We start from the raw sequence: 18,627 nt of genomic DNA, 5'->3' as shown, positions 1-18,627 counted from the left end.
AAAACAAAATTTCGCAAATGCCAATGAACATAAATTTGGCCTACCACTCCCATATCTCCTCCCCAATATGAAATAATACTACGACAATAAATATCGCTAGAATAAGCTTAAGTCTTTTTCATCATATACTTTCTGTTTGCAAAAAAACTGACAATATTTTTTGATATTTCTATTTTTTATACTTCATTCTATGAATAATCCCTAAAATACATTTATAACCCAAATACATCAAAGTTCCGATCAATAAATATAGTAGGCTAATTATAACAGCGTGAAATATTGTCGTACCCTGCGCATAAAACAGTGAATCTGTTCCCAACGGATATACTAACACTTCAGGAAGCTTAGTACCATGATGAGAAAGAAAGACGAAAAGGCTTCCTATAAACGGAGGTAAAAATATGAATATAAATATTGGAAAAACATGCCTCATTTGGAATTTATTCCCCAATAAATGGCCGTACATCCACATAGCGGCTTACATTACTTCCGTGCTTGTTATTGTCCAGTGTCATGTGCGGGAATAAATGGTTCTGTTTTTCAGTAAAAAACAGGTGACACTTTTCTCCATGTTAATAAATTGACAGTCAATATGATGCAACAATGCATCATATTCTGTCAATAAGAGTAAGATAGCATGGAAAATTCTGATTGCAAATCAGAATTTCTGAATCATGAATCAAATTGACCGACGCTGGAGGATCGGCTTTCAAGGAAAGGCGATCCGGAAGCGCCGGAACCGTCCGGAGGACGGAGTGAATGCGGGAATAAGCCACCGATGAATGCAATTTGCTGCCGTCACGAAAAAGCCTGATGTATTCTTTGCTTCCGGATAACTGTGTGAACACTCTTCTTCCCGGCGTTCCCATGCGCTTTTTCCTGCCAACTCTGCGAATTATCTCTTCCCCTCCGGAATCGACACACAGGAATCCCCGACGCGACCAACCATCATAAACGGTTTGCGAACATGGCCTTCCAAGGCAAGTTCGAGAGTATTGTCAGCAATTTTCCCGGCGAGCTGCCGTTTCACCGTCGTTTCGATTTCAAAAAAACGATCCGCCGGGGTCAGGCCGCCGATTCCCTGATGCGGACAGAGTGATTCCGCAAAACGCAGACCGGCCGGCGGAACGAATTCCCCGGCCGGTCGTCGCTCCCGCGGAACAATCAGCGGCGGAACGGTTTGATCATCGCGAGCAGATCGTCGACATGGGCTGTGGCAAGGCATTCGACCGTGTCGGCCGCACCGTAGTAGATTTTCACTTCCCCGTCATCTTCGAGAATCATGCCGCCGGGGAAGATCACGCTGCCGCGAAACCCCTCAAGCTCATATTTTTCTGTCGCCCGAATGAGCGGCTCGGGAGCAAGGCCGATGACTGTCTGCGGATCGTCGAGATCAAGCAGCATGAGGCCGGCAAAGTACTCCTTGTTCCACGTCGCCTTCGGATTGTTCGCGGTTTCCCAGCCGAAAAGATTGCGGTTTTTGTCCTTGTATGTGGCGTGAAAAATGCAGAGCCATCCCCGGTCGGTTTTGACCGGCGGTGCAGCTGGACCGATCTTGGCATTTGCGTAGGGAACGTCCTCCATCCCGAGGACGAGACGGGTCTCCCCCCAGAAGCGGCAGTCCGGCGACTTCGACGACCAGATGTCGAATTTCTCCTGGTAACCGCGACTGTACTCCGGAAACGGGCGCTCAAGCCGCAGGAACATGCCGTCGATTTTCTCCGGAAAAAGCACCATGTTGCGGTTGTCCGGCGCCGACATCGAAAGCACTTCAAAGTTGTCGAAGTCATCCGTCACGGCGATGCCGCCGCGCACCCCGTGCCGGGTGTCCACCGCGAAACAGAGGTAGCAGCGGCCGTCAACCACCGTCAGACGCGGATCGTAGAAGCGGACGATTTCCGGATCGGATTCAATGATTTCCGCGGCAACTTTCCACGGTTCGGTCTGAACGCTCCACTTTATACCGTCGTCGCTCCAGGCGATTCCGAGATTTGTGTAAGTCTTCGTCCATCCAGTCGGAGAAAAGCCGACATCATTGCGGAACACCATCACATATTTTCCGTTGAATTTGCAGACTCCGGCATTGAAGATCAACGAGGCGTCGAACGGAATATCCCGTGCCGACAGAATCGGGTTGGATGCACAGCGGACCAGCGCCATTTTCGCGGCTCCTTTCTTCTGGAAGAGGTTTTTGTGATGAAACCGTTTCATAACGATTTTCAATACTATATCCCTCCCGGGGAAAAATGCAATGGCGGAAGTGGAGTTTTCCGTGAAAGAAAACGGAATTTTCCGGGGAGAGGAGGAAAATGGGGGGCAAAAGTTGAATTTAGAGGCGGTGCAGGACTTGACAATTAACGATTTCGGTAGTAAGTTCCTAAATGAAATCGATGGAACAATTCAAATATCATAAGGAGCGTGTTTTTCCGGAGCGGCAGTTGCTGCCCGCCGGAGCGCTGCAAGGATGAGCTATGCAAAGAAAGACCGTTGCCAACGTAACCCCGGAACTTCGCGAGGACTATCACAAGGCCTTGCGGATCATGAAAGAATCTGAACGGCTGCTCGCCCTCAAGGATCTTCTGAACCAGGAGCCTGCTTTCGTTGAAGCCCGCATGAAACTGCGCGATCTTGAGCGCAAAAAAGTGATGAGCGTCTCTCCTGTGGGGCGTTTTTTCGCCCGGCTCGGCAGTCCGACCGGGAAGATCAAGGGATTGATCCGCACGAGTCCCCTGCAGGCGATGGCGCTGTGCGAAGATACCCTGGCCAAGACGCTGGATAACATTCCGGTTCTTCAGCTTCTGGCGGAAGCGGCCGACAAGGCCGGGGCTCCGTTCATTTCGGCCGAGGCGATGGAACGGGCTTCGGAACTCCGCCCGAACGATTACCATTTTGTCCTCCAGATGGCCACTTACCTCCAGAATGCGGGTCAGGCGGGCGAGGCGCTCAAGCGGCTGACGGCGCTGGCAACCAACAACCCGGACAACAAGGAGATTCAGGACGCCTATCGCCAGGCGATCAACATCGACGCCAAACAGCGTGAACAGGCCAAGACCGTCGCCATGGCGTCGGTGGAGCAGGGAGCCGGTTCCAATGCGATCGGCAGTAAATCCGCCGCGATTCTTCAGCTGCTGGAAAATACGATCCACGACGCCGCACAGGCGAAGCTGGTTGTGAACGAGCTTCAGAAAGTGCTTGCCATGGGGGAATCGATGGATGTTCGCCGCAAACTGGCCTCCGCTTACATTATCATGGGGGAATTTGACAAGGCGATCGAGGAGATCAACCGGGTGATCGCGGCATCGACCGCCTACGATCCGCAGCTTGACAAGAACCTCGAAGAGGCCGAGCTCGGCAAGCTCAAAAAGGAGATCGCCCAGATCAAGCGGCGTCCGCCGAAAGATCTGGCTGATCCCGCCGCGCGGATCGCCGAACTGGAAGCTGAGTGCGAACAGCTCAAACTCGATCACGCTCTGAGCCGTATCGAGCATTATCCGAACGACATCGGTCTGGTCTACGATCTCGGGAAACTCCGGTACGAGCGCGGCGAGTACGATCTGGCCATCGAACAGTTCATGATCTCCCGCAAGTCGGCGCGGTGCGAGGTCATGTCGCGCATCGCGCTGGCGGACTGCTACGAGCAGCAGGGAAAATACAAACAGGCCGAAGATGAACTCGAGACCGTTCTTTCGATCATCCCGCGGCTCGACAAGGATCGTCTGACAACCGCTTATTCTCTCGCCCGCATCATGGAGAAAACCGGCGACAACGCACGTGCGCTCGAATACTACAAGGAGTTGTATGAACTTGAGCCGCGCTTCCGTGACGTCAAGGAGAAGATCGCCATGCTCGAGGGCGGCAACGCCGCCGAAGCGACACCGGCTGAGCCGGCGAAGTAGAACGGATTGGGCCTGTGCGGCCTGTTCTCTCCGGGATCGGGGGAGGGCAGGCCGCTGTTTTTTTCGGCACGAGCGGGAGTTCGGACTTTCTGCGCCGCGTCTCCGGGTTGTGACTCCGGAGACGGCGCAGCGGTCACTCTTTGAGAAACACCGCATGCCGATCCCCGGTCCGGTGTTGATGGCGCATTGCCTGATCTTGAAGAGGGTATCCGGCTGGCGGGTGGATTCTCCTGTTTGGAGGAGCAACTCCGTGTTCAGCGGAAAGAGTCCTCGAGAATCGAGAGCGACTCTTCGCGATCCATTTTCACCCGGTCGAATTCAAAGAGTCCGCCCATGGTTTCCCAGGCGTTGTCGTTGATCGCGGGAAGTTCGTCGCGTGTCATGCCGTAGTCGGACATTTTGAGCTCGTCGACCCCGCAGTCCCGCTGAAGTTTATCGAGCGCGCCGAGGAAGTCGCTCTGACCCGCGGCTTTCGCCAGCGCGGCGAACTGTTTCGGGGCGCGCAGCGCGTAGAATTTAAACCAGGCCTTTGAGATCATGATGAGTGCCGCCCCGTGCGGGATGTTCGGATGAAATCCGCCGATCGCATGCGCGAGCGAATGCTCCGAAGTGCAGCTTGAGGTCGACTCCGCCATGCCGGAGAGCGTATTTGCCAATGCGACGTCGGTCCTTGCCGCGAGATCCTCGCCGTCGCGCACGGCACGCGGCAGGGATTTGCAGAGCAGTTCGACGCTCTTGAGACAGTAAAGGTTGCTGATCGGCGTCGCGCAGTTTGCGAGGAAACACTCCGCTGCGTGGAAAAATGCGTCAAACCCCTGGAACGCCGTCAACTGCGGCGGGAGTGTCAGCATGAGTTCCGGGTCGACGATCGAGATCTTCGGAAAAGTCATGTCGCAACCGAATCCGATCTTCTCATTGCCGTTTGTTATCACGCTCCACGGATCGATTTCCGTCCCCGTTCCGGCGGTCGTGGTGATCGCGATGATCGGCAGCGCGGGATTCGGAATCGGCTGCGCTCTGCCCGTACCGCCCGAGACGTAATCCCAGTAGTCTCCCGGATTCGCGGCCATGATCGCGATCGCCTTGGCGGCGTCGATCGGGCTGCCGCCGCCGAGTCCGATGACGAAATCGCACTGTTCGCGTTTGGCGAACTCGGCACCCGCCATGACTTGTTCGCGGGTCGGATTGGGTTGCACGTTGTCGTAGACCGCGGCGGAGACGTGATTGTGCGCGAGGAGTTTGATGACCCGGTCGAGCGTGCCGGTGCTGCGCATCGACTTGCCGCTGGTGATGACCACGAGCGCGCGTTTCCCCGGCATCGGCAGCGTGCCGAGCATGCCGAGCTGGCCGGCTCCGAAATAGAGTCTGGTCGGAATGTGGTTGACGAAAGGTTTCATGATCCTCGTTCTCCTGCCTGTTGTGTGGTTGAGATACTATATGGCATGTTCCGTTCTTTTCAAGACCTGAAACGCAGTTCTTTCCTAATTGCGAGGAGAATGCGATTTTTTTTCAAAAAAAATGCAAATGGAACTTATTTCTTTTTGCCTTTTATGTCATAATATATGTATCTAAAAAATAAAATAACAAGATACAAGTCAGGACGATGCCCGGAGACAAGGTATACGAGCAGGTAGTGAACTACCTGAAAGAGAGGATCGCAAACGGAGAGTTGAAGATCGGCGACGCGATCTATTCGGAGAATCTGCTGTGCGAAAAGCTCGGCGTCTCCCGGACTTCGGTGCGCAAGGCGATCCGGCTGATGATCGAGGAGAACATCCTCGTAAGCTGCCAGGGGAAAGGGACGTTCATCAAGGCGCGCGGCTGCGGATTCATGCACAACGCGCTCTGTCTGGTGAACCACTCGAGCCGGGCGCTGCGGTACGACGTGACCGACAGTTATTACACGGACATCATCTATTCGACGGAAGCGGCGACGCGGGATCACGAGCTCGAGTTCCAGATCTTCAGCCGCAACATCCAGACCCCCGGGGAGGCGCTCGAGCAGTTTCGCAAACTGAAGTTCGATGGACTTCTGATCGACGCGAGTTATCAGAACTATTTCGAGAGTCTCGATTTTTTCCGGCAGATCAGCCCGAATCTGGTGCTCGTCGACGGCAACCCGAATGAAACCGAGCTGCCGACGGTCGCCCCCGATGCGAAAGAGGGATTCCTGCTGCTGCTGGAAAAAGCGAAAAAGCGGGGCGGGCCGGTCGCTTTTCTCTACCACGATCTGCAATCGACTCACCGTTGGAGATTCGAGTGTTTCCGCGCCGCCGCCGCGGAGGCCGGCATTGAGGCGGATTATCTGAATTACGGGCAGAACATCTCATTCGACAATTTTGCGGGTCTGAACGGTTATCGCTGCGATCACCATCCGTTGATCCACCGGGTGCTCAAGCCGTGGCTCACGCCGGGACACATCGGTGGGACGATTCTCTGTTCGTGCGACTACGCGGCGGCGAAAGTTCTGCAGAGTCTGACCCGCTGCGGATACCGCGTTCCCGACGATTTCGCTGTCGCCGGATTTGGCGGTTTCGCATTTTCCGCCATGACGGAACCGGAGATCACGACGGTCAAAGTCGATTCCTTTGAGCTCGGACGCCTGGCGGTCGAGCTGCTCATCAAATGTATCAACGGAGAAGCTCCCGCTTTGAAACGGGAACTGCTGCCGGTCGGAATTTTGAAGCGTAACTCACTGTAAAATAGGAGAGAGAGATGAAACGCTCATTCACGCTCATTGAGCTCCTGGTGGTGATCGCGATCATTGCGATCCTCGCGTCGATGCTGCTGCCGGCTCTGAACCAGGCGCGGGAACGCGCGAAGAACACGAGCTGCAAGAACAATCTCAAGCAGATGGGGATGATTCTGCTCGCGTATGCCGACCATCACGACGGCCTCATGGTGAAGACTTACTCCAACGGCGGCATGTGGACCAAAACCAACCGCGGACAACTGTTTCTCTCCAATACGCTCGACAAGCAGCTTGCGAAGAAAATCCTGAGATGCCCCTCCGACCAGGACCCCTATCAGAAGGAGGGCGACACCTCCTGGATCCCGTCGAGTTATGCGTTGAATCACATTCCCGGCGGCAAGCGGCAGAATTTCACGCGGCATCCGTCCCGGACGATGGTGATGGTCGATACCGCCGTCGGAAATCCCGGCGATGAGACGCCGATCCGGATCGACTACGGAGTTACGGCGCAGCGCAGTCATATTCTGTACGGTTCGCTGCGGCACAGCAATTCGATCAATGCTTTGATGCTCGACTGGCATGTGGAGGGGCGGAACGATGTGGCGCGGCTCATCACGGCTGCGACGACCGATCCGGAGGCACGCTACTTCTGGGGGGAAACCGAATGAGCCGGTTCGCAATCTTCTGTCTCTGTCTGGCGGCCTGTGCCGCGACGGCGTTCGATCCGACGGGTTTGAAAGTCAGCGGTGTCAACCGTGGCGTTGTCTTTGAGACGAACGAATTCAAGGACGGTGTGCTGCATTTGAAAGACAGCGCGAAAGGGAAGTTCAACAATTTCCTCGAACAGCGGTTTGTCGGCAGGAGTCTGGCGCCGTATCTCGGGAAACGGATCGTCTTTTCCGCCGAGATCCGGCAGCTTGCAGCCAGCCGCGCCGGAACCGTCGGAATCTCATTGAATTACAAAAAACGCGACGGAAAAAGCGTCTACCGTTCCGCCCGCATCCCGGGTAAAGCCGCGACGGACTGGGCTTCGTACAGCGTCACGCTGGACATTCCCGCCGACGCGGCCGCGATGGGGATTGTCGTCGAGTGCGCGCTCGGATACAACAACACGGCCGAAGCGGAGTTCCGCAACTTCCGGCTGGAGGAGGCGACAGAGTCGAACGGCTGGAGCACCGGCACCGGGAACGTGATGCGCCGGGAGCGCAAACCGCTTTTCTGGCGCTGGAGCGCCTCTCCCGGAACCATTGCTGAAATCGGGAAATCCGGGCTGGCCGTCGCCACCTCCGGCCGGATCACGCTGTCGCCCGCCGACGGAAAAGCGCTGATGCTCTCCGGGTCGACGCCGGATCAGGCGCGGCTGGTCATCGAGGTGACGGAGCCGGCGAAGTTCCGGATCGATTTCCTGAGCTTCGGAAAATCCAACCGCAGCGTGGAGGTCGATCCTGCCGCGACCGATAAGACCGGGCGGCGCCGGGTTTCGGTTCCGCTCGAGAAGTTCGCACCGTTTCAGGATCTGGCGCAGTTCGAGGGGCTCGCTCTCACTATGGAACAGCCGCAGACGTTCGTTTCGATCGATCTGACCGGACTCGACAACGCGAGAGAGGTGGTGAATATTCTGCCTGACCCGAGCTTCGAGGAGGCGGTGAAACCCGAGAGCAACTACAATCTCTGGGGCGACTACTTTCCGGAGAAGAACGGAGAAAAGTTCCGATATGACAACAAGGCGTATCACGGGCGCCGCTCGCTGCTCATCGAGCCGGGCGGCTTTTTCACCTGGTACGGCCATGACCAGCGAGGAAAGGGGGCGGTCTTCTCCCTCTACGCCGAGAGCGACGAACCCGGCACTCTCGAGCTGACACTCCAGAACGCGGTCATGGATCATCACGGCGCGCTCAGCGCGCCGGTACGCCGTTCGACCGTCGAAACCGCGGCGCAATGGCAGCGATTTTCCCTCTCCTGTCCGCTGAGCGGAAAAATGTCGCCGACGGAATTCAATGTCTACCGGGTCGCAGTCCGCAATACCGGAGAAGTTCCAGTTAGAATCGATGCTGTTCAGCTCGAACAGGATACGGAAAAACCGCGCGCGTTCAACCCCGTGCGCGGTTCTCGTTTTCACTTCAAAATCCGTGAGACGGTTTCGCTGGAGCGCTACCCCGGCATGAAGATTCCGGAAAATCGGAAATCCGGCGAAGTCCCGCTGCGTGTCGCCGGAACGGACGGAAAGAACGGCCGGACTCCCGTGCGCGGCGGCGTGCCGTTTCCAGCGGGAGAACTCTTCGATCTCTCCGGAGTTCAGCTCGTCGATGCGGATGGGCGCGAGATTCCGGCGCAGTTTGTCGCCCTCGCGCGTCGGCCGCTCGACGGCAGCGTGATTTCGCTCGGCGTGGATTTTCAGGTTTCTCCGGAGGATGGTGACCGTTTCCGGCTCCGGTACGGCAAAGGGGTTTCGCGTCGGCCGGACGGCCCCGGCCTCGCGCGTCGGGAGCAGGGGCGGATTGTGATCGATACGGGTGCGAGGAAGTTCGTTCTGACTCCGGACTCCCCGTCGTTTCTCGCCGGAGGAGAGGCGTTTTTCGCGGTGTGCACCCCGGACGGTAAGATCCACCGTTCCCCCGCTTCTCTGGTGGAAATCGAGGAGAATGGTCCTGAACGCTGCATCATCCTGCTGCGGGGGGAGGCGTTTTTCGCGTGGGAGTTGCGCATTTCGGCATTCCGCAATCAGCCGTATCTGGAGATCGACTGCTCATTTGAAAACAACTTTACGGAAAACGATCCGCTCTACCGCCTCGTCCGGTCGATGTTCCTGCAGCTTCCAGCGGGTGATACCGCACAGCTCGGCGGAAAAAACTATGATCTGTTCCAGACCGTGACCCGTCTTGCAAGGACCGGGGAGTTTCGCATTGAGAATCTGCTCTATACGGCGGAGGGCGCTCCCGCGCGACTCGATTTCATGCCGGACGGTTTCACGAGCGGCGGCGACGCTTTCCGGCTGGCAAATCCTCTGGAGCGGATTCCCTGCGGATTCGGGTTTCAGCCCGGAGCGGCGCGGATCTACCTCTGGCCGGATCGCGGAGTCAATCCGCTCGACGTCGCTTCCGGTCTCTCCGCGACGATGCGGATCTGGTATGGAGACGCCGGAACGCTCCCGGCGCCGGGCACGGTTGCGCTGCAGGCCGATCCCGACTGGGTGCGCCGCAGCGGCGTCTTCGGCGACTTCCTGACCGCGGAGGAGATGCGCCGTTCGTTCCCGAAGACCGCCAGGTCGATCGATGATGTCTTCGATGCCACCCGCGGTGCCGAGTCGCTCTCCGGAATGTTCGGATTCGCCGACGCGGGCGATCTCGGGACGAGGAACTATTACCGCAATCACGAGACCTCCGGCGTCCGGAATCTCTGGACCCGCTATCTCTCGACCGGCGACCTGCGCGATTACGATCTGGCAGTTCGTCACAGCATTCACATGCGCGACGTCGATCAGTGTCATATCAGGCGCGGGACGACGGCCGTGCATCCGCACAACTCCTGGAGCAATTTGACCTACAATTTTCACACGGGTCACTACTGGGGGACCGGCGTGGTCTGGCACTATCTGCTGACCGGTGACCGGCGTTCGCTCGAGAGCGCGCTCTCTTCCGCGGCCGTGCTTGTGCAGAAATCCTCGATCAAATACCGTGGCGGGCGCGAACGCCACCGTATGATCTATCATCTTGCGGAACTTTATGAACTTTCCGGCAATCCGGAATTCAAGGCCGCTTTTGAACGACAGTACGACGTCGGCGGTGCTTCCGATCCCGCCAGCTACTACGGTGGAATCGCGCATGAGGCGCTTTTCAAACTTTATCAGGTGACGGGCGATCGGAAGTATCTCGACCGGCTCAGAACCGAAGCCGCGGAGTTTCTCGCCCGCAACCGGAAACAGCTTGAACCGATGCCGGAGGATCGGCGTCTCGCTCCCACCCGTTCCGGATCCGCCGACGAGGGACGCGGCGCGATGGTGATGTTCACCGGAGCGCAGACCGCGACGTTGCTGAACGATCCGGCGTTTCTGCCGTATCTCGAACGCGGCGACGGAGATCCGCTGCTGTGGCGCATGGCCTCGGTTATCGGCCGCGACAACTCCCTGGCGTGGACGCTGCCCTATCTCGCCGCCATGAAGCGCTTCGGGATTGCGGAGAATCCGGAGACGCCGGATCGTTACAGCGACCTGGTGCGCCTGACCGGCCGCATGCAGATCAGCCGCGACGAGCCGTTCCGGATCGAGCTTGCGCCCGGAGCCGACGGCAAAGCCGTGCTCGATCTTTACCGGGTCCGCAGTTTCCGTTACTGGCAGTACAAGCGCATCGACGACCGGATCGAGGTGAAACTCTTCTCCTCCGACGGCCGGGAACTGGCGGCGGAAACCGTCTACGGGAATCTGCCTGCGGAACATCGTCGCATTGCAGTCGCATCTCCGGACGGGAAGCCGGTTACGGCGGAAGTGAGTTTCCTGAACGACTGCTGGGGCGGTCTCTCGAGCCCGAATCCGTATCGGATCAATACGCAGCGCCGGTTCGGCACGCGCAGTTCGGTCGGCGTGCCGTTGCGGTTCCGCATCACCGCTCCGAAATCCGGTGCGCTCGCGGTCGACTGGCGCTGGAAATGGGGAAACAACGTCCGGGCCGGGGAGCCGCTCGCGATCCGCTTGACCGCTCCGGACGGGCGCGTCGCCGCGCACCGGGTCTTTACGATTCCGCCGGAGTATCCCGAGACGAAAGGGGTCTCGTCGTTCCGCATGGATCTGGAGATTCCGGAGGAGTTCCGCGGACGCGAACTCGTGATGGAGATCCCCGATCTCAAGTGGATCGAGTGGCGGCTCGACGGCCTCGATGACCCCTGGATGAAACCGTATTGACGATTTCGGCCGACGCTTTCCCGGCAGCGGCGTCGGCCGGAATTTGCACTTTGCGGAAACGGGTCTATATTAAATAGAAGAGATTCTGCATGGAAAGAGGAGGCAAATCTATGAGACCGCAGCCGCATTTTTATCTGGCGACCAATCTTCTGGCCGGACATTCCTGGAAATTCATGCTCGTTCAATCGATCATCTCGATTCTGCTCGGGCTGTTTTTCATGGTACATTACGGTTCCGCACTCATCGCGTTTGCATTGCTGCTCGGGGTGATGCTGCTCGGCTGCGGCGTGCAGGGGTTCGCCCTGATGGCGCTGAACCGGAGATTCAAGATCGGGTTTGCGCTTTATTCGCTCTTCTGGTTTCTGGCCGGACTGGTGCTGGTCATCGAGCCGCTTGCCGGAGCCGCCTGGCTGCTTTTCGTGCTTGCCGTCTGGTTCGTCATTCATGCGGTTGAACTTCTCATCGGCGCAGCGGTCGATCGGATTCATACACCGGGTTTCCGCTGGCTTGTCGTGGTGAATGGAGTCGTGACGCTGATCTTCGGAATTCTGATCGCGGCAACTCCGATTGCGGCGGTGGAATTTTTCAATTTCCTGTTTGCGTTCTTCCTGATCTTCTACGGGCTCGTCACGCTCGGTGTGGCGCTCCGCTTCCGCCGGATCACCCGGACTCTGGCGCAGGAGAATCCGCTCCCGCCGGACCTCGGCGCGGAATAAGTTATCCGCAGGAAAGAAAAAGGGGGCGGGAGTCGTTTGGAACTTCCCGCCCCTTTTCTCTGTCTGTCCGGTTGTGAATTATCGTTTCTGACCGTTCTCAAAATAGCGCACGATTTCCGGCGGGAGCGGCGGGACCTCCTGCGGCATGTTGCCGTTACGCATCGATTTGTGGCCGAGCACCCCGGCGGCGACCGCATCGCGGGCCGCCAGCGGCGTTGCGTTGGTCGGGACTCCGTCGCGCACAAATGCGAGGAAATTGCTGATGATCATCGGGTCGGAACCGCCGTGAGTGCCGCTTCCCGGCTTCAGGTGGTAGATGATATCCGGGGTTTCCCGCGGGCCGCGGCGCGTCCAGACGTGAATCCGGCAATCTCCGCTGTCTCCGATGTTCTCGACCCGCCCTTTCGTCCCGATGAATGTATAATTGCGTTCGGCGTCCGGCGTGTAATGGCACTGCATGTAGACCGCCTGGGTGCCGTTTTCAAGCTGCATGAGAATCATGTTGTGATCCTCGACGTCGATCACCGGGGAGAAGCCGGTCTGTTCCAGCGGCGGATAATGTTCGTCAGACCACTTCGCGCAGCCGGGCTCGTCCGGCGAACGGCGCGCGCAGCGATCGTAGACCGAGAGCATCCCCATGCCGACCACGCGCTTCGTGTGCGAGCCCATGAGCCAGTGCATCACGTCGATGTCATGGGCGCCTTTCTGCAGCAGAAGTCCGCAGGTGTTCTTCTGTTCGGAGTGCCAGTCGCGGAAGTAGGCGTCGCCGCCGTAGTTGATGAAGTGTCGGCACCAGCCGGCCTGCACTTCGCCGATCAGGCCGGAGTCGATGACCTCTTTCATCTTCAGAATGGACGGAAAATAGCGCATATTGTGGCCGACAAAGAGTTTCGAGCCGGTTCTCATGGCGGTTTCGAGAATGCGGTCACACCCTTCGATCGAGATCGCCATCGGTTTTTCGAGATAGACCGCCTTGCCCGCTTCGAGCGCGGCGACAGCCATCTCCTCGTGCAGGAAGTCCGGCGCCATGATGAACACGACCTTGAGTTCCGGATTTGCGAGCAGTTCCCGGTAATCCTCCACCGCGGTTGCGTCGGGGAATTTTTCCGTGAATTCCCTGCGGGCGACGGGAGAGATGTCCGCTCCCATCACGACCTCCCATCCCTCCTCCGGACGATGTGCGTTGCAGGCGTGGCCTCCGCGTCCGCCGGTTCCGATGATTCCGATTTTTACCGTTTTCATTGTGGTTGTTGCTCCTGTTGATTTGCATCTGCGTTTATTATGCGTTAACTTATCGATATTTTCAATACGGGATCGTTTTTTTTTGCATAAATTCGATGTGGAAAATCAAAAAAGGATGTGAAATCTTGAACAACTTCGCCGATCGAACAGCACGCCTCGAGCCTTTTCCGTTCCGGTTGAACCATGCCGGATGGGGCATTGCGACAACCCCGGAATGCGCGTTTGAACACATTGATTACGAGTTCTGCACGGTCGAGTATGTCGTAAGCGGGCGCGGCGTGCTCGAGAGTGACGGCCACCGGTTTGAGTGCGGTCCGGAGAGCATCTATTTTCTGCACCATCGCAGCAGCCACAGCTACCGGACCGATCCGATCGATCTGTGGCACAAGCTGTTCTTCATTGTGGACGGTGCGCTTGCGGATACCCTCATCGCCTGTTACGGCCTTTCGGATGTGTACCAGATCAACGATGTCCCCCAGTTGCGACCCTATTTTGAAGAGATGATGGGACTCGGATACACGGCTCCCGGGCTTCACCGGCGTGCGGCGGTGATTTTTCACCAGTTTGCGGAAGCGTGTTCGGAAATTCTGCTTGAGCGGACCTGTTCGGCGCGGCCCGAGGCCATGGAACTCAAGAGAGCCATCGATGAAAGCATCGGAAGCCGCTTCCGGTTGAATGAGTCCTGCCGCAAGATCGGTTACTCCCAGGCTCATCTGATCCGGCGGTTTCGCGAAGCGTTCGGCTGCTCTCCCTACGAATATCTGATGCAGCGGCGGATCGAGATCGCCCGCCGGCTGCTGGGCTTTTCGCGCAAATCGATCAAGGAGATCGCCGCCATGCTGGGCTTTTCCGATCAGTACAGTTTTTCCAGCTGTTTCAAGGAGCGGACCGGCGTAAGTCCGAGCCGGTACCGCCGGCGCGGCTGAATTCGCGGCTGCGCAATACCCGGAAGTAGGCCACCGCCAGCAGCAGCGTCGCTCCGATCCACGCAGCGGGCGTCGCCCAGAACGCCCCCGCGTAACCGAAGAGCGGCGCGAGGGTCAGCGAGGCGACGATGCGCACGACCAGTTCCACCGCTCCCGCCAGCAGCGGGAAGAACGAACGCCCGATTCCCTGCAGAACGTTCCGGTAGATGAAGAGCTGTCCAAGCACGATGAAGAGCGAGGAGACCATGTTGATGTAATATTGTGCCCGCTCCGTTTCGACCGGCATGGCGTCTGTATCGAGGAAGATGCCGACCAGAGCACGGCTGAATACAATCAGGGCAATTCCGCTCAGAATACACCAGGCGACCGAAATCATCGTCGCCTGATTCACTCCCTGCCGGATGCGGTCGGTCCTGCCCGCGCCGAAATTCTGAGCCGAGAAAGTCGCGATCGCGATGCCGATCGTGAACATCGGCTGGACCGCGAGCTGCTCGATCCGGGCGCCGACCGTGAACGCCGCGACCGTCACCGTGCCGAAGACGTTGATCTGCTGCTGCATGACCATGACACCGATCGCCGTGATGGAGAACTGCAGCGCCATCGGCAGGGCGACCCGCAGATGCCGCCACGCCCACTGCGTGTCCCATTTCCAGTCGCTCCACTTCGGACGCAGCATCGGAAAGTAGCGGTACATGTATCCGAGACAGAGCAATGCGGAGATCGCCTGTGAGGCGACCGTCGCCCAGGCCGCTCCCGCAATTCCCATTCCGAATGTCAGGATGAAAAGAAAGTCCAGTCCGATATTCAGCACCGTTGCGAACGCGAGAAACCAGAGCGGAGTCCAGCTGTCGCCGAGTGCCCGGATGAAGCACGAAAGCAGATTGTAGAATACCGTCGCTCCCGTCCCCCAGCAGAGGGCGATGAGATAGATCGTCGCCTGTTCGTGGATGTCTTCCGGAGTCCGCATCAGCTGCAGGAGCCAGTTTGCCGTCGGCAGCGAGAGGAGCATCCCCGCGGCGGTCGCGGCCAGGCCGAGCAGGAGGGAGATCGCAACCGAACGGCGGACCCCCTCGAAATCCTGAGCCCCGAACCGCTGTGCCGTGATGACCGCGAAACCGTTCGTAAGCCCGAAGTAGAAGCCGAAAATGAGAAATGTGATCGCTCCGGTGGCGCCGACCGCCGCCATCGCCGCCGGGCTGATGGTCCGGCTCACGATCGCCATGTCGGCCATGAAATAAAACTGCTGGAGTATGTTTCCGATCAGCAGCGGGAGGGAAAATCGGGCGATCTGCCCGGCCGGAGTTCCGGTTGTCATGTCGCAAATCATCGTGCACCTGTCCAGGAGTCAGAGAAAGGAAAATTGTTGTTTCAAAGCGGCGAATACGCCGTTTTCATCGTTCGAGAGCGTCTCGAACCGGCAGATCTTCTTCAAATCCGGGTGGGCGTTGGCGACCGCACAGCTCCACTCCGCCCGGGCCATCATCGGGCAGTCGTTCAGATAGTCGCCGAACGCCATGGTCTCGTGCGGCGAGATCCCGAGATGTTCCTGAATCTTCGCAAGTCCGAGGCCTTTGTTCACGCCCGGATTCATGAGGTCGGTCCACTCTTTCCCCGAGAGAGTTACGGTGAACCGCTCCCGGAATGATTGCAGCTGCGCGTAACTGTGATGCTCCGCGCCGTTCCGGTCGAAAACCGCCAGTTTGCAGATCCGATCCGACTCCGCCGCCTCGAGGACGTCCGGGACGATCTCGTACCGGGCGTAATATTTCGCCGTATTTTCTACGAGGAGCGGGTCGTCGCTTTCGATGAGCGCGCTCTTCGCACCGCACAGGACCGGATCGACTCCCGGGAGAGAGCGGATCGCCTGGAGCGGAGCTTTCAGATCTGCAAACGGAATCGAATCCAGAAAAAGATCGACGCCGCGGAGGGTGACCCGCGCACCGTTTTCACTCAGAAAGAAGATCTGTTCCCGGAGCGCTCCGAAGTGAGCGAGCAGATTGAAATACTGTCTCCCGCTGGCCACGGCGAAACAGACCCCGTGTCCCGTGAGTCGGCGGATCGCCTCCGGATAGACCGCCGGAAGTTTTCCCGCGCTGTTCAGCAGCGTTCCATCCATATCCGCCGCAACCAGCCTGATCATCTCTGCTTCTCCTCATGATTTATAAATCTTATTTATTAAATATATCCCGGGAACCGATATTTTCAAGGTGGCGGAATGAAAAAAAGGCATTTCCGGGAAATCGGGGGATAAGGGATTGAAAAAACGGGAGTTGGACGGTATATTAACGGGATATCGGAATAGTCTGCAAGATTGACGGGACAGGAAAAATGATCATTAGAACCATAGCATTTCCCCGGGCCGCGCTGGTGGGGAATCCTTCAGACGGCTACCACGGCAGGACGATTGCATTCGTGTTCCGCAACTATCAGGCCTCGGTGGAGCTGTACGAGACGCCGGAGCTGGAACTGATGCCGGCGAAGCGCGATCACAATGTGTTTTCCTGCATCGACGCGCTGTGCGCCGATGTCAGTCAGTACGGGTACTACGGCGGAATCCGGCTGCTGAAAGCGGCTGTAAAGACGTTCGGCGATTTCTGTCACCGGGAGCGGATTCAGCTCGAAAAGAAGAATTTCACGATTCGCTATTCGAGCACGATTCCGAACCGTCTGGGATTAGCGGGGTCGTCGGCGATCATCACGGCGGCGATGCGGGCGATGATGGAGTTCTATCATGTGAAGCTTTCTCCGGCGATTCTGGCGAACGTGGTGCTTGCGACCGAACGCGATGAGCTCGGGATTCCGGCCGGTCTTCAGGACCGGGTCGCCCAGGCGTACAATACGCCGGTCTATATGGATTTCGACCGGGAGTTCATGGCGGCGAACGGGATCGGACGCTATCTGCCGATCGAGATTCCGAAAGAGCTGAATTTGTATGTCGCTTACCGGACCGATCTTGCGGAGGGATCCGAAGTGCTGCACAGCCGGCTGCGGGAGGACTATGAGGCGGGAGTTCCGCGGGTGCTGGCGGCGATGGAGGAGTGGGGAAATCTGACCTGCGCGGTGAAAACTGCGTTGGAGCGGCATGCGTTTTCGGAGATTCCGGCTCTGCTCAACCGGAACTTCGATCTGCGCTGCGAGGTCTGCCCGAACGCGGTCAGCGCCAAGAACCGGCGCATGGTCGAGCTGGCCCGATCGGTCGGGGCTTCGGCGAAATTCACGGGTTCCGGCGGTGCGATCATCGGCACGTATGAGAACGAAGCGATGTTCCGGGAACTTCAGCGCGTGCTCAAGCACGAGGAGATCAATGTCATCAAGCCGGAGATTGTGAATACGGGGTTCGTGCGATGAAAAAGCAGATTCGCAAGGCGGTCATTCCCGCGGCCGGATTCGGCACCCGGTTTCTTCCGTTCACAAAGGCCGTTCCGAAAGAGCTTGTGCCGCTTGTGGACAAGCCGGTGATTCAATACGTTGTGGAGGAGGCGGTCGCCGCCGGAATCGATCAGATTCTGATCGTCACGAGCAGCGGCAAGAATGCGATTCAGGATCACTTCAACCGGACTGGCGATCTCGAGCGGCGGCTGGAGGAGACCGGCAAAACGGCGTTGCTTGAAGAGCTGCGTGCGATCAGCTCTCTGGCGGACATTCATTACATCTATCAGCAGGAGCTCAACGGGCTCGGTGACGCGGTGCTCTGCGCGAAGTCGTTCGTGGGAGATGATCCGTTCGCGGTGCTGCTCGGCGATACGGTGCTGGACTCCTCGACGGATGTGACGGTCACGGGGCAGCTTGCGGCGGCTTACGCCGAGGTGGAGTCGCCGGTGACGGCGCTGGAACCGGTTCCGATGGAGCGGATCAGCCGCTACGGCGTGATGGACGGGGAACAGGCCGGCGAGGCGCTCTACAAGGTCAGGGGATGGATCGAAAAGCCCGCTCCGGAAGAGGCTCCGAGCAATCTGGCGATCGCCTCGCGCTATGTCTTTACGCCGGATATCTTCGCTGCGCTCGCCCGGACGCCCCGCGGGAAAGGCAATGAGATTCAGTTGACCGATGCCATGCGGCTGCTGCTTGCGGAACGGGCGATGTACGGGCTGCGGATCGCGGGGAAACGGTACGATCTGGGCAGCAAACTCGGGTTCCTGACCGGAACCGTCGAATTCGGGCTGCGGCGCCCCGAATTCCGGGAAGCATTCGCCGCGTTTCTGAAAGAGATCGCCCGGGGATTGTGAGGAACGGAATGTTCATGCCGGGCGACGAATGGAGT

14 protein-coding genes are annotated in these 18,627 nt (G+C 58.1%); 9 read left to right on the top strand and 5 right to left on the bottom strand.

Annotated elements, in window-relative coordinates; all coding sequences use genetic code 11:
• Positions 1 to 1,164: 1,164 nt before the first annotated feature.
• Positions 1,165 to 2,211 (bottom strand): glycoside hydrolase family 130 protein, encoded by a 1,047-nt coding sequence (locus tag Q0J85_RS08735; protein WP_294480445.1) that lies wholly within the window; start codon positions 2,209 to 2,211, stop codon positions 1,165 to 1,167.
• 40 nt (positions 2,212 to 2,251) lie between these two features.
• Here Q0J85_RS08735 and Q0J85_RS08730 point away from each other — a divergent pair, with 40 nt between their 5' ends.
• A complete protein-coding gene (locus Q0J85_RS08730) occupies positions 2,252 to 2,413 on the top strand; it encodes a hypothetical protein (RefSeq protein ID WP_294480442.1) in 162 nt (53 codons plus the stop codon).
• Positions 2,414 to 2,471: 58 nt separating this feature from the next.
• Positions 2,472 to 3,896 carry a lipopolysaccharide assembly protein LapB gene (locus Q0J85_RS08725; RefSeq protein ID WP_294480440.1) on the top strand — a complete coding sequence of 475 codons (1,425 nt, stop codon included), beginning with the start codon at positions 2,472 to 2,474 and terminating at the stop codon, positions 3,894 to 3,896.
• A 254-nt stretch (positions 3,897 to 4,150) separates the two neighbouring features.
• Here Q0J85_RS08725 and Q0J85_RS08720 read toward each other — a convergent pair whose 3' ends face one another.
• Positions 4,151 to 5,293, bottom strand: coding sequence for an iron-containing alcohol dehydrogenase (locus Q0J85_RS08720; RefSeq protein ID WP_294480438.1), 1,143 nt, complete (start codon positions 5,291 to 5,293; stop codon positions 4,151 to 4,153).
• Between the two features lie 206 nt (positions 5,294 to 5,499).
• Between Q0J85_RS08720 and Q0J85_RS08715 the strand changes: the two genes are divergently transcribed.
• The 4 genes from Q0J85_RS08715 (at position 5,500) to Q0J85_RS08700 (ending at position 12,198) form a co-directional block, all read left to right on the top strand.
• Entirely contained in the window at positions 5,500 to 6,597 is a 1,098-nt protein-coding gene (locus Q0J85_RS08715; protein ID WP_294480435.1) for a GntR family transcriptional regulator, read from the top strand.
• A gap of 14 nt (positions 6,598 to 6,611) precedes the next feature.
• The gene (locus Q0J85_RS08710) at positions 6,612 to 7,256 is read left to right on the top strand and encodes a prepilin-type N-terminal cleavage/methylation domain-containing protein (protein ID WP_294480434.1); all 645 of its coding nucleotides are present in this window, start codon (positions 6,612 to 6,614) and stop codon (positions 7,254 to 7,256) included.
• Complete coding sequence (locus tag Q0J85_RS08705; protein ID WP_294480432.1) at positions 7,253 to 11,482, top strand: hypothetical protein; 4,230 nt, start codon at positions 7,253 to 7,255, stop codon at positions 11,480 to 11,482. Before Q0J85_RS08710 ends, Q0J85_RS08705 begins: the two co-directional genes overlap by 4 nt.
• Positions 11,483 to 11,592: 110 nt before the next feature.
• Positions 11,593 to 12,198: an HdeD family acid-resistance protein gene (locus Q0J85_RS08700; protein ID WP_294480429.1), complete on the top strand. Its 606-nt coding sequence runs from the start codon at positions 11,593 to 11,595 to the stop codon at positions 12,196 to 12,198.
• Between the two features lie 78 nt (positions 12,199 to 12,276).
• Here the strand turns inward: Q0J85_RS08700 and Q0J85_RS08695 are convergent, their stop codons facing one another.
• Positions 12,277 to 13,440, bottom strand: coding sequence for a Gfo/Idh/MocA family oxidoreductase (locus Q0J85_RS08695; protein WP_294480427.1), 1,164 nt, complete (start codon positions 13,438 to 13,440; stop codon positions 12,277 to 12,279).
• A gap of 95 nt (positions 13,441 to 13,535) precedes the next feature.
• Between Q0J85_RS08695 and Q0J85_RS08690 the strand changes: the two genes are divergently transcribed.
• A complete protein-coding gene (locus tag Q0J85_RS08690) occupies positions 13,536 to 14,366 on the top strand; it encodes an AraC family transcriptional regulator (RefSeq protein WP_294480424.1) in 831 nt (276 codons plus the stop codon).
• Here the strand turns inward: Q0J85_RS08690 and Q0J85_RS08685 are convergent.
• Together Q0J85_RS08685 and Q0J85_RS08680 are read right to left on the bottom strand one after the other, a co-directional pair.
• Entirely contained in the window at positions 14,317 to 15,693 is a 1,377-nt protein-coding gene (locus tag Q0J85_RS08685) for an MATE family efflux transporter (RefSeq protein ID WP_294480422.1), read from the bottom strand. The genes Q0J85_RS08690 and Q0J85_RS08685 overlap by 50 nt on opposite strands.
• Positions 15,694 to 15,711: 18 nt before the next feature.
• The gene (locus tag Q0J85_RS08680) at positions 15,712 to 16,506 is read right to left on the bottom strand and encodes an HAD family hydrolase (protein ID WP_294480421.1); all 795 of its coding nucleotides are present in this window, start codon (positions 16,504 to 16,506) and stop codon (positions 15,712 to 15,714) included.
• A 188-nt stretch (positions 16,507 to 16,694) separates the two neighbouring features.
• On the opposite strand from Q0J85_RS08680, the gene Q0J85_RS08675 reads away from it, so the two are divergent.
• Both Q0J85_RS08675 and galU read left to right on the top strand, forming a co-directional pair.
• The gene (locus Q0J85_RS08675) at positions 16,695 to 17,714 is read left to right on the top strand and encodes a hypothetical protein (RefSeq protein ID WP_294480418.1); all 1,020 of its coding nucleotides are present in this window, start codon (positions 16,695 to 16,697) and stop codon (positions 17,712 to 17,714) included.
• Entirely contained in the window at positions 17,711 to 18,592 is an 882-nt protein-coding gene (gene galU / locus Q0J85_RS08670; protein WP_294480415.1) for a UTP--glucose-1-phosphate uridylyltransferase GalU, read from the top strand. Before Q0J85_RS08675 ends, galU begins: the two co-directional genes overlap by 4 nt.
• Positions 18,593 to 18,627: the final 35 nt, after the last annotated feature.

The organism is uncultured Victivallis sp. (genome assembly GCA_944389935.1).
Classification (GTDB): domain Bacteria; phylum Verrucomicrobiota; class Lentisphaeria; order Victivallales; family Victivallaceae; genus Victivallis.
Note: the sequence above shows the minus strand (reverse complement) of the source record. Positions and strands in the feature narration are given on the sequence as shown.